General features: G+C 72.3%; 11 protein-coding genes. 6 read left to right on the top strand and 5 right to left on the bottom strand.

The features are described 5' to 3' along the window. The first annotated feature begins 124 nt into the window (after window positions 1-124). Window positions 125-1,090: a universal stress protein gene (locus ACFWEK_RS12865; RefSeq protein ID WP_430547943.1), complete on the top strand. Its 966-nt coding sequence runs from the start codon at window positions 125-127 to the stop codon at window positions 1,088-1,090. Between the two features lie 120 nt (window positions 1,091-1,210). Here the strand turns inward: ACFWEK_RS12865 and ACFWEK_RS12860 are convergent, their stop codons facing one another. The 3 genes from ACFWEK_RS12860 to ACFWEK_RS12850 form a co-directional block, all read right to left on the bottom strand. Continuing rightward, window positions 1,211-1,534, bottom strand: a complete 324-nt coding sequence (locus ACFWEK_RS12860; RefSeq protein WP_430554298.1) for a hypothetical protein — start codon at window positions 1,532-1,534, stop codon at window positions 1,211-1,213. Between the two features lie 205 nt (window positions 1,535-1,739). After that, window positions 1,740-2,576, bottom strand: a complete 837-nt coding sequence (locus tag ACFWEK_RS12855; RefSeq protein ID WP_430554297.1) for an ABC transporter permease — start codon at window positions 2,574-2,576, stop codon at window positions 1,740-1,742. Then, window positions 2,573-3,601, bottom strand: coding sequence for an ATP-binding cassette domain-containing protein (locus ACFWEK_RS12850; RefSeq protein WP_430547946.1), 1,029 nt, complete (start codon window positions 3,599-3,601; stop codon window positions 2,573-2,575). Before ACFWEK_RS12850 ends, ACFWEK_RS12855 begins: the two co-directional genes overlap by 4 nt. A 118-nt stretch (window positions 3,602-3,719) precedes the next feature. On the opposite strand from ACFWEK_RS12850, the gene ACFWEK_RS12845 reads away from it, so the two are divergent. Further along, window positions 3,720-5,132, top strand: a complete 1,413-nt coding sequence (locus ACFWEK_RS12845; RefSeq protein ID WP_430554296.1) for a serine hydrolase domain-containing protein — start codon at window positions 3,720-3,722, stop codon at window positions 5,130-5,132. Window positions 5,133-5,139: 7 nt separating this feature from the next. Here ACFWEK_RS12845 and ACFWEK_RS12840 read toward each other — a convergent pair whose 3' ends face one another. Next, window positions 5,140-5,913 (bottom strand): GntR family transcriptional regulator, encoded by a 774-nt coding sequence (locus ACFWEK_RS12840; RefSeq protein ID WP_429764362.1) that lies wholly within the window; start codon window positions 5,911-5,913, stop codon window positions 5,140-5,142. Between the two features lie 336 nt (window positions 5,914-6,249). Here ACFWEK_RS12840 and ACFWEK_RS12835 point away from each other — a divergent pair, with 336 nt between their 5' ends. From ACFWEK_RS12835 to ehuA, 4 genes are read left to right on the top strand one after another with little or no spacing between them, the layout of a single operon-like run. Further along, a complete protein-coding gene (locus tag ACFWEK_RS12835; protein WP_430547949.1) occupies window positions 6,250-7,179 on the top strand; it encodes a transporter substrate-binding domain-containing protein in 930 nt (309 codons plus the stop codon). A gap of 4 nt (window positions 7,180-7,183) precedes the next feature. Continuing rightward, entirely contained in the window at window positions 7,184-7,930 is a 747-nt protein-coding gene (locus tag ACFWEK_RS12830) for an amino acid ABC transporter permease (RefSeq protein ID WP_430547950.1), read from the top strand. After that, on the top strand, window positions 7,927-8,574 hold the full coding sequence (ehuD, locus tag ACFWEK_RS12825; protein ID WP_430547951.1) for an ectoine/hydroxyectoine ABC transporter permease subunit EhuD: 648 nt from the start codon (window positions 7,927-7,929) through the stop codon (window positions 8,572-8,574). The genes ACFWEK_RS12830 and ehuD overlap by 4 nt, the downstream gene beginning before the upstream one ends. A 34-nt stretch (window positions 8,575-8,608) precedes the next feature. Then, entirely contained in the window at window positions 8,609-9,397 is a 789-nt protein-coding gene (gene ehuA, locus ACFWEK_RS12820; protein WP_430547952.1) for an ectoine/hydroxyectoine ABC transporter ATP-binding protein EhuA, read from the top strand. A 98-nt stretch (window positions 9,398-9,495) separates the two neighbouring features. Here the strand turns inward: ehuA and ACFWEK_RS12815 are convergent, their stop codons facing one another. Further along, the gene (locus ACFWEK_RS12815; protein WP_430554295.1) at window positions 9,496-10,698 is read right to left on the bottom strand and encodes a hypothetical protein; all 1,203 of its coding nucleotides are present in this window, start codon (window positions 10,696-10,698) and stop codon (window positions 9,496-9,498) included. Between the last annotated feature and the right edge of the window lie 202 nt (window positions 10,699-10,900).

Genomic DNA, 10,900 nt, shown 5'->3' with positions numbered 1-10,900 from the left:
GAGCACGGGGGTCGACGTGTCCCGGGGCTGCTTTGCTGTGCCTTGCGCCATCCTTTCGCTACGCTTGAACCAGGCGCCCTCGACGACGAGGGCGGGCTCCTCGCCAGCGGACAGGAGGCGCGAGATGACACGGCCTGAGGTCGTCCTGGTAGGTGTCGACGGGTCTGCAGCCAGCCTGCACGCCCTCGACTGGGCTGCCGCGTACGCGCGGCGTGTGGGGTGGGGGCTGCACGTCGTCTGTTCCTACTCGTTGCCGTCGTTCACGGCGGCGTCGCTCGACGGCGGCTACGCCGCCCTGGACGACACCGCGATCCAGGAGGGCGCCAAGGCGGTCCTCGCCGAGGCGGAGGAGCGCGTCGCCGCCAGCGGGGTCCCGGTGACCGGCACCGTCGCGACGGGGGACGCCGCCGGCGTGCTCGTCGAGATGTCGCGCGAGCACGCGCTCGCCGTCGTGGGTACCCGGGGCAAGGGCGGGTTCACCGAGCGGCTGCTCGGCACCGTCTCGTCGGCCCTGCCGGCGCACGCGCACTGCCCCACGGTGGTGGTGCCGTACCGCGGCGAAGGCGGCGGCAGCACCGACGCCGCGGAGCGCCGTGACGGGGACGCGGTGCACGAGGTGCGCCGCATCGTCGTGGGTGTCGACGGGTCGCCGTCGGCCGAGGTGGCGCTGAAGCACGCCGTCGCACAGGCGAGGGCGTGGGACGCGGAGCTCGTCGCCGTCGCCGGCGTGCCGCTCGGGGGCGGGGCGGGGATCCTGGCCTGGCTGCCGTCGCAGATCGACCACGAGACCGTCCTCGCCGACGTCAAGGCCGGCCTCGACGTGACCGTGGACCGAGCCCAGGCGGCGAACCCGGGCGTGACGATCAAGCGGCACGTGCTCGACGGCACGGGCGCCGAGCTGCTCACCGAGTTCTCCACCGGCGCCGACCTCGTCGTGGTCGGCTCCCGCGGCCGCGGGGGTTTCCGCGGTCTGCTGCTCGGGTCCACCAGCCAGGCGGTGCTGCACCACTCCGCCTGCCCGGTGCTGGTCGTGACGCGCAAGTGCGACGAGGAGCTCGACCAGGACGACGCCTCGACCACCGCCGCCTGACGTCGTGGGTGTGATCGTGGCCCGGTAGTGAGAAGAAGCCGGGCCACGATCACACCCACAACCGGCGGGTTGCGGACCTGATCGCCTGACGTACGCGGGCGACGAACTCCGTCGGGTCCTTCAGGTCCTGGGCCGGGTCACGAGCGGCAGCGTGCGTCGCATCATCGCGTCACCGAGGACGACCACGTCGTCAGGCAGTCTCAGGGAGGTGGCCACGTGGACGACCGTCCGGGCGGGGCTCGTCACGGTCAGCCCGACGAACTCGATGGTGTGGAGAAAGGACTGTCGGGATCGGTGCGACACCACACCGGGTCGATCGACACGATCCTCCTGGCGCCGCGAGACCACGTGCAGGTCGGTGTCGTGCGCCTCGGTCCACGGCAGATCCACGCCCAGGAGGCGGAGCGCCGTGGTGTGACTGAAGGCGACGCCGCCGTTCAGCACCGCTGAGAGCGCACGACAGCGGCCACGGTCGATGCCGGTACGGACGTGAAACGGGCGGGGTGGTCCTGGGCGGGTTGATGCATGCTCGCAGGGTCCCGGACCAAGGGAGCCGCGATGCCCGGTTTCCACAGGCGTCCGTTGTGGGTGGGCCAGTGGCCCGGTCTGACGTCGAAACAAGGCCACGAGCCCACCCACGACGGGTGGGTCAGTGGCGGGTGCGGTACAGGTGCATGGTGATCGGGCCGAAGATGGCGGTGAGGACGACGGAGGCGACGAGCACCCAGACGATCTCGCCGCCGTCGGGGGTGCCGGCCATCAGCCCGCGCACGGCGGTGACGAGGTGCGTGACCGGGTTGATCTCGACGAACCGCTGCAGGGCGGCGGGCATCGTCGACGGGTCCACGAAGATGTTCGACGCGAACGTCAGCGGCATCAGCACCATCATCGACACGCCCATCACGGCGTTCGGGGTGCGCAGCAGCAGGCCGAGGATCGTGAAGATCCAGCTCAGCGAGAAGGCGAAGACGAGCAGCAGCAGCACGCCGAGCACGACGCCGACCACCCCGCCGTCGGGGCGGAACCCGAGGACGAGGCCCAGACCGATCGTCATGACCGACGCGATGGAGTAGCGCACGGTGTCGCCCAGCAGGGCGCCGACGATGGGCGCCGGCCGCCAGATCGGCAGCGAGCGGAACCGGTCGAAGACGCCCTTGGTGATGTCCGTGTTGAGCGTGTAGCCCGTGTACACGGTGACGATGACGATGGTCTGCACCAGGATGCCGGGCAGCAGGAACTGGATGTACGCGGACGTGGACCCGGCGAGCGCGCCGCCGAACAGGTACGTGAACATCAGCGTGAAGATCACGGGGGAGACCAGCACGTCGAACAGCTGCTCGGGCACGTGCTTGATCTTCAGCAGCGCGCGCCACCCGAAGGTCAGGGTCATCGAGAGCGCGGACGGTCGTGCGGGCGGCTCGGTGAGCGCGACGGCCTGGCGCAGCGTGGTGGTCGTGATCTCGGCGGGTTCGGCGGACGCGGTCATCGGGACACCTCCTGGGCGTCGGCGGGCTCCTCGTCGTCGGCCGGCAGCGGCTGGCCCGTCAGGGTGAGGAACACCTCGTCGAGGCTCGGCTGGCCGAGCGTGAACTCCGGCACGGCGATGCCTGCCTCCCCGAGCGCGGGCAGCAGCTGCGCCACCGAGGCGGCGCCGTCGTCGGGGACGCGGGCCGACAGCGCATAGGGATCGGTGGGCAGGGTGGGCTCGGTGCCCAGCACCTTCTCGACGACGCTCGCCGCGGCGGACCGCTGGCCGGCGTCGGCCAGCCGGATCGACACCGCCCCTTGGCCCACCGAGCGCTTGAGCTCGGTGGAGGTGCCCTCCGCGATGACGGTGCCGTGGTCGATGACGGCGATGCGGTCGGCGAGCTGGTCCGCCTCCTCGAGGTACTGGGTGGTGAGGAGCACGGTGGCGCCGTCGGCGACGAGCACCCGCACGATGTCCCACACCTGGTTGCGGCTGCGGGGGTCGAGCCCGGTGGTGGGTTCGTCGAGGAAGAGCACGCGCGGCGCCAGCACGAGCGACGCGGCGAGGTCGATGCGGCGCCGCATGCCGCCGGAGTACGTCTTGACCTGCCGGGGGCCGGCGTCCGACAGGCTGAAGGCGTCGAGCAGCCCCTCGACGCGGCGCCGCGCCGCCGTCCCGGTGAACCCGTACAGGCGGGCCAGCATGAGCAGGTTCTCGGTGCCGGTCAGGTCCTCGTCGACGGACGCGTACTGGCCGGTGAGCCCGACGGCGGAGCGGACGGCGTCGGCGTCGGCCACGACGTCGTGCCCCAGCACGCGGGCGGTGCCGGCGTCGGGGCGCAGCAGCGTGGCGAGCATGCGCACGACCGTGGTCTTGCCGGCGCCGTTCGGGCCGAGCAGCCCGAAGACGCTGCCGGTCGGGATCTGCAGGTCGACGCCGTCCACGGCCTTGGTGACCTGCTTGCGGGTGGTGAAGTGCTTGACGAGCCCGTGGGCGTCGACGGCGAGGTCGTCGCGCGGCGGGCCGGGGTCTGACGCGGACATGGGATCTCCCGGGGATGTCGGTGACGTGCGTCACGTCCCAGGCTAGGACGGGCCGCCGACGCCGAACTCATCGGCGACGCACGAGGAGCGACGCGACGGCCGTGGCAGGGTGTCGCCCATGACCACGGAGCCGATGTCCACGGAGCCCGCGACCCGCGACCTGTTCGACCGCGACCACCTCGCCGCGTGGGTCGGCACGCAGGCGGGCTTCGCGCGCGTGCCGGGCGTGCAGTACGCGGTCCGCGTCGGGGACGACGTCGTGCTCGAGGGCGCCTGGGGCGTCGCCGACGTCGCGACCGGCGAGCCGCTGCGCACGGACCACGTGTTCCGGGTGGCGTCGCACTCCAAGACGTTCACGGCGACGGCCGTGGGCCGGCTCGCGGACCGCGGTGCGCTCCGCCTCGACGACCCGTTCGACGCGCACCTGCCCGAGCTCGCGGGCACCGCCGTCGGGCGGGTCACCGTGCGCGAGGCGCTCGGACACACCGGCGGCGTGCGGCGCGACGGCACCGACGCCGACTTCTGGCAGCTCGGCGCGCCGTTCTCGGACCGGGACGGCCTGGTGGCGGCGGTGCGGAACGACGGGCCGGTCCTCGGCCGCGGCGAGGTCTTCAAGTACTCGAACCTCGCCTACGGGCTGCTCGGGCTGGTGGTCGAGGCGGTCACGGGGACGGCCTTCGCGCGGCACGTGCGCGACGACCTCCTCGCCCCGCTCGGGCTGGGGCGCACCACGCCCGAGCTCGACGACGCCGCGCCCGCCGTCGTCGGGCACTCCGCCCTGGGCGTCGCCGACGACGGGCGCCTGCCGGTCGCGCCGGTGCGCACGGGCGCGCTGGCCGCGGCGACAGGGTTCTGCTCGACGGCGGCCGACCTCACGCGGTGGTTCGCGGCGCACGCCGACGGCTCCGGCCTGCTGCGGCCGGAGACGCGTCGCCTGCTGCAGCGGGACGAGTCGGCGATCGACCGCCCGCACGCCCGGCCGCGGCGCTACGGGCTGGGCTTCGAGGCGCGCGAGATCGAGGGCCGTCGCGTCGTCGGGCACGGCGGCGCGTTCCCGGGCCAGCTCAGCCGCACCTGGGCCGACCCGGCCGGGGGCGTCGTCGTGTCCGTGCTGACGAACGCGGTCGACGGTCCGGCCGACGCGATCGCCACCGGCCTGTTCGCGCTGGTCGCGACCGCCCTCGACGCCGGCGCGCCCACGGCGGACGAGGCCGCCGTCCTGCGCCGCAGCGCGGGCCGGTTCGCCAACCTGTGGGGCCTGACGGACCTCGTCCGGCTGGGCCGGGACCTGTGGCTGATCGACCCGCGGCGCGAGGACCCGCTCGCCGGCGCCGAGCGCCTGGTCGTCGACGGCGACGCCCTGCGGCTGCCCGTCGAGCCGGGGTTCGGGGCACCCGGGGAGCCGGTCGAGGTGCTGCCCGGCGACGGCGGCCGGCCGGCGGGGATCGTCGTCGCCGGGGTCACCTCGTGGCGTGCCGAGGACTACGAGCGCGAGCGCCGCGCGCAGCTCGCCGCCCGGCGCGGGGCGTGAGCAGCGGTCACGGCTCGGGGAACGTCGGGGTGATCGGGTCGAGGCGCGGCGCCGGGGACGGGCGGGGCTCGTCGAACGTCTCGACCTCGACGGTCTCCGGCTCGAGCAGGCGGGCGACGGCGTCCTCGAGGTTGGTGCGGATGGCGGCGACGAGGCCGTCGGCGTCGCGGGCCTCGAAGCGCTCGACCAGCTCGACGTGCGACTCGGCGGCGTCCTTGCGGACGGCGTAGTCCTCGCTGAGCGTGAAGCTCGCGATGCGGACCTCCACGATGAGCGTGGTCATCCAGCGCAGCAACCACGGGTTGCCGCCGGCCGCGACGAGCGACCAGTGCACGTTGAGGTCGGCGTCGCCCACGCGGCGGGCGTCCTCGCTGCGCTCGGCGTCGACGAGGGCGTCGTGCGCGGCGCGGACGGCCGCGACCTGGGCCGGGGTCGCGCGCTCGACGGCGAGGGGCGCGGCCGAGGTCTCGACCGTCGTGCGCGCCTCGTACAGCGCGCGCACCCGGTCGGCGCCGATGCGGACCACGCTCAGCCCGCGGCCCGGCACCGAGCGCAGCAGGCCCTCCTGCACCAGGCGCTGCGCGGCCTCGCGGAAGGGCCCGCGGCTGACGCCGAGCTGGCTCGACATCTCGACCTCGCGGATCGGTGACCCCACCGCCAGGGCGCCCGAGTAGACGGCGTTGCGCAGCTCGACGGTGATGAGGTCGACCGTCGACGGGCGCGTCACCGGCGTCAGGAACGGCGCGCTGCCGACGGGGGCCGGCGACGACGATGGGGTCATCTGCTCTCCTTCCAGGGCGGTCGGGGACCGTCCGACCGGGACATATCATCCCGCGCCGCGACCTCCGGCCAGATCGTGACCCTCTTGTGACCATGGCATGACCGGCGTTTTCGGGCATGACGGACCCGTTCGCGACGGTCGTTCGTCCCGGCGACACTGCTCTGACCTGCGACGACGTCGGGACGGGCGTGCCGGAGCGACCCGCCCTCGCTGATTGTAGACAATCCGACATGTAGATACATAGATTGTCGTAGCGTCGGCATCGCGGCTACCGTGTCGCACCGTCCAGACCAACGGCTCGGCGCGGACTCCCGCCGGGCGACGAAGGGAGACACCGTGTCGTCCACCAGGACCACGAAGCGCCGCCGGGCGTTCCTCGCTGCCGGTTCCGTGCTCACCATGACCGCGCTGGCCGCCTGCTCGAGCGTCGACGAGGGCGGATCGGGGGACGGCGGGGGCTCGGCGCTCCAGACGATCCAGGACGCCGGTACCGTCAATGTCGCGTACAACGGCGAGAAGCCGTACAGCTACGACGACGGCGGCGAGCTCACCGGCGCGACGATCGCGCTGGACAAGAAGGTCTTCGGAGAGCTCGGGGTCGACGAGGTCGAGGGCACCCAGACCGAGTGGAACTCGCTCATCCCGGGTCTCAACGCCGGGCGCTACGACACCGTGAGCGCGGGCATGTCGATCCTGCCGGAGCGCTGCGAGCAGGCGGCGTTCGCGGAGCCGACCATCATGTACACCACCGCGTTCCTCGTGCCCGAGGGCAACCCTGACAAGCTCACCGACTGGCAGTCGGTGGAGGACTCCGGCCTCACCGTCGCCGTCACCAGCGGCGCGATCGAGGACGGCTACGCCCAGAAGACCGGGGTCAAGACGATCACGGTGGGCGACTCGACCGACGGCCTCAACGCCGTCGTCTCGGGCCGCGCCGACGCCTTCGCGCTGACGGGCATCTCGATCCGGGCGCTCGCCGACAGCACGGACGAGCCGGTCGAGGCGACCGACGCGTTCGTCGCGACCATCGACGACGTGCCGCAGATCGGCGCGGGTGCCGAGGTGTTCCGCAAGGGCGACACCGAGCTGCTCGAGGCGTACAACGAGAAGCTCAAGCCCATCCTGGAGGACAAGGAGCAGTGGCTCGAGATCATGGAGCCGTTCGGCTTCACCGAGGCGGAGTACCCCCCGCCCGGCCTGACCGCGGACATGCTGTGCGAGGGCGACCTCGCGAAGATCTCCGACGAGCTGGGGCTGGATTCCTGACCACATGTCGGATGATCTCCAGGCACTGATCGACAGTCTTCCTGATCTGGGCAGCGCGGTCGTCGTCACGCTCGAGATGACGATCGGCGGTGCCGCGCTCGCCATGCTCGTCGCGCTGGTGCTGGGGTTCGGCTCGCGTACCCGCTCCCTCTGGGTGCGCGGGCCGTCCCGCGTCGTGATCGAGTTCTTCCGGGGCACCTCGCTGGTGGTCCAGATCTTCTGGCTCTTCTACGTGCTCCCGGTCTTCGGGTTCAAGATGGAGGCGCTCGCCGTCGCGATCGTCGCGCTCGGGCTCAACTACGGCGCCTATGCCGCAGAGGTCGTGCGCGGCTCCATCGAGTCCGTCCCGACGGGCCAGTGGGAGGCCGCGACGGCGCTCAATCTCGGCACGTTCCACAAGGTGCGTCGCGTGATCTTCCCGCAGGCGTGGGCCCTGATGATCCCGCAGCTCGCCAACCTGCTGATCCAGCTGCTCAAGGGTTCGGCCCTGGCGTTCTACATCACCCTGCACGACGTGTACTGGTGGATCGACGAGCTGCAGCGCGACACGAGGGACACCTTCTTCAGCTACGGCGTCGGCCTCGTCATCTACTTCGTGATCGCGTACGTCCTCACGTGGGGGATGAACTGGGCCGAGGAGCGGGCCAAGCGCCGGCTCGGCCGCGGCACCCGCCCGCGCCTGCGTGACGTCTTCGGCCTCAAGCCGGGCGTCCCGACGGAGATCGCCCGCGTGAAGGGGGGTGTGGCATGAACGACGACGCCATCTGGAACTGGGACACGGCATGGGATGTCCTGCCGGCACTCCTGCGCGGCCTGGTCATCACCATCGAGGCGACGGTCGTGGGCATGGTGATCGCCTCGATCCTGGGGCTGCTCATCGCCCTGGCCATGCGCGCGCCGACGCGGTGGGTGCGCGCGCCGCTGCGGTTCGTCGTCGACTTCATCCGCATGACGCCGCTGCTGGTGCAGCTCGTCTTCGTGTGGCTGCTGCTCGTGGACGTCCCGCCGCTCGTCATCGGCTTCGGTGTGCTCGGCGTGCACTACGCCACGTACATGTCGGAGGTGTACCGGGCCGGCATCGAGGCGGTGCCGCGCGGCCAGTGGGAGGCGGCCACCGCGCTGAACCTGCCCAAGGGGCGCACCTGGCGCGCCGTCATCCTCCCGCAGGCGATCCGGAACACGCTGCCCGGGCTGGGCAACTACGCGATCTCCATGTTCAAGGAGACGCCGTACCTCTTCGCCATCACGGTCGTGGAGATGTACCAGGCAGCCCAGCAGTACGGCGCCCTGAACTTCTCCTACATCGAGCCGCTGACCCTGGTCGGGGTGCTCTTCCTGCTGGTGAGCTACCCGACGTCGCTGCTCGTCCGCCGGATGGAGACGCGCCTTGCCTGACCCGACGACCACGACCTCCACTGGGAGCCAGAACATGAGCAACGCCTCGAACGGCGCCCCCGCCATCGAGTTCCGCGACGTCACCAAGCGCTTCGGCGACAACGTGGTGCTCGACGGACTGAACTTCTCGGTCGCGCAGGGCGACCGCGTGACCCTGATCGGACCGTCCGGCTCCGGCAAGACGACGATCCTGCGCCTGCTGATGACCCTCGAGGAGGCGAACGGCGGGCTCATCCTCATCGACGGCGACCCCTACACGCACGAGTACAAGGGCGACAAGTGGGTCGAGATCTCGGAGAAGCGGCGCCGCGTCGTGCGCAACCGGGTGGGGATGGTCTTCCAGCAGTTCAACCTGTTCCCCAACATGACCGTGCTGGAGAACATCATCGAGGCGCCGGTCCACGTGCTCGGCAAGAGCAAGGCCGAGGCCGTCCAGCGGGCGGAAGAGCTGCTCGAGCAGGTCGGCATGACCGACAAGCGGGACTTCAAGACGAACCAGCTCTCGGGTGGTCAGCAGCAGCGCGTCGCCATCGCGCGGGCCCTCGCCATGGACCCGGAGATCCTGCTGCTCGACGAGGTGACCTCGGCGCTCGACCCGGAGATCGTGGCCGACGTGCTCGGCGTGCTCCGCGAGATCGCCCGCACCACGGACATCACGATGCTGCTCGTGACCCACGAGATGCAGTTCGCCCGCGACGTCTCCAACCGCGTGCTGATGTTCGACCACGGCAAGATCGTCGAGGAGGCCGACCCCGAGACGATGTTCACGAACCCCAGGCACGAGCGCACCCAGGAGTTCCTCAAGGCCGTGCTCGGGAACTGACCCTCCCGGGCCCCGAACAGGCGGTTGCTCCCGTTCTCACGCGTCACGGCGCGTCAGAGCGGGAGCAACCGCCTGTTCGGCGTCTCGGGGCCCCGGTGTCAGGACGCCGGGGTGGGGGTCGGCGTCGCGGCGGGGGCCTGCTCGGCGTCGGGGACGGTGCCCCCGGTCCCCGTCCCCGTCCCGGCGCCGGTGTCCGTGCCGGTGTCGGTGCCGCCGTCGGACGAGTCGGACCCGTCACCGGCGCCCTCCGCCGGCTCGTCGGTGTCGGTGCCGCCCGTGGGCTCGTCGGTCGGGGCGTCGGTCTCGGTGCCGTCCGTCGGCTCGTCGGTCGGCTGGTCCGTGGTCCCGTCGGTCGGCTCGTCGGTCGGCCGATCCGTGGTCCCGTCGGTGGTGCCGGTGGTGGACTCGTCGGACCCCTGGTCGCCGGTGCCCGTGTCGGAGTCGTCTCCGGGCACGTTCGTCGGGTCCTCGGCGGGGCTGGTCGGGGTGGGCACGGTGGTCGAGTCGTCGGAGCCGTTCGAGGTGCGGCTGATGCTGGTGCCGGACCCCTCCTGACCGCGCACCGCGTCGGACAGCGGCTTGCCGATGACGAGCTCGACGACCAGCACCACGCCCATGACGACGACGAACAGGGCCGCCGCCGACAGGGCCAGCACCTTCTTCGTGCCGTGCTTCTCCACGAAGCGCAGCCAGGCGTTGCGCGGCTCCGGCTCCTCGCCGTCGGGCGCGTCGTCGCCGTCGGCCGTCCCGCCGTCGGGCCCCGCGCCGCCGTCGGCCGCGAGACCGGTGCCGACAGCGCCCACCGGCCCGAGGGGGCGGGTCTCCCCGAGCTCCTGCGTCGGGTCGAGCGGCGCGGTGGCGTCGAGCGGCTCCGTCCCGGGGACGGTGCCGTCGGCCAGGGTGTCCGCGGTGTCCGCGGCGTCCGACGTGCTGACCACGGTGCCGCGCGCCGTCGTGGCGGTGCCGCTGACGCGCATCGCGGCGGTGCGCGAGCGCCCGGCGCCGGGGCCGGTGCGCGCCACCACCTTGGTGACGACGGGCTTGAGCTGCTCGTGCGTCTTCTCGATCGAGCGCGTGTAGAGGAAGTTGCCGATGACCGTGATGACGCTCGCGAGGCCGGCGCCGATGATCGTCCCGGCCACGCCGAAGAAGGACATCAGCACCGTGGCGCTGACAGCGGCGAGAGCGCTGGCGACCACCTGGGTGAGCGAGAGCCGGGTCTTGGCGGGGGCGTCCTTCGCGTCGTCGTGCGGGCCGTCGACGGGGTCGCCCGGGGCGGAGGTGCGGGGGGAGGAGGTCACGGAGCGTCGGGTCCAGGTCGGGGTCGTCTGTCCGACGCCCGCCGCACCCGCCGGCACGAGGGCCGCGCGCCGCGGGCTCCGGCGTCTGCCGCGGGCGTCCCCAGCAGCCTAGGCCGGGCGTGTGCAGGTCGCAGCGGGCCGTCGTGACCCGCCCCGAGAGGAAGCGCGAAGATCCTGTGTCTCCGCACGTCGTGGGTGTGAC

It is taken from the genome of Isoptericola sp. NPDC060257 (assembly GCF_042726645.1).
GTDB classification, from domain to species: Bacteria; Actinomycetota; Actinomycetes; order Actinomycetales; family Cellulomonadaceae; genus Isoptericola; species Isoptericola nanjingensis.
The sequence above is the reverse complement of the archived record's forward strand: the minus strand, read 5'-3'. Positions and strand labels throughout refer to the sequence as shown.

Bases quoted from the DNA above. Each gene is read 5' to 3' on its own strand.
- ACFWEK_RS12865 (WP_430547943.1), top strand. From the start codon at position 125: ATGACACGGCCTGAGGTCGTCCTGGTAGGTGTCGACGGGTCTGCAGCC.
- ACFWEK_RS12855 (WP_430554297.1), bottom strand. From the start codon at position 2,576: ATGACCGCGTCCGCCGAACCCGCCGAGATCACGACCACCACGCTGCGC.
- ACFWEK_RS12850 (WP_430547946.1), bottom strand. From the start codon at position 3,601: ATGTCCGCGTCAGACCCCGGCCCGCCGCGCGACGACCTCGCCGTCGAC.
- ACFWEK_RS12845 (WP_430554296.1), top strand. From the start codon at position 3,720: ATGACCACGGAGCCGATGTCCACGGAGCCCGCGACCCGCGACCTGTTC.
- ACFWEK_RS12840 (WP_429764362.1), bottom strand. From the start codon at position 5,913: ATGACCCCATCGTCGTCGCCGGCCCCCGTCGGCAGCGCGCCGTTCCTG.
- ACFWEK_RS12830 (WP_430547950.1), top strand. From the start codon at position 7,184: ATGTCGGATGATCTCCAGGCACTGATCGACAGTCTTCCTGATCTGGGC.
- ehuD (WP_430547951.1), top strand. From the start codon at position 7,927: ATGAACGACGACGCCATCTGGAACTGGGACACGGCATGGGATGTCCTG.
- ehuA (WP_430547952.1), top strand. From the start codon at position 8,609: ATGAGCAACGCCTCGAACGGCGCCCCCGCCATCGAGTTCCGCGACGTC.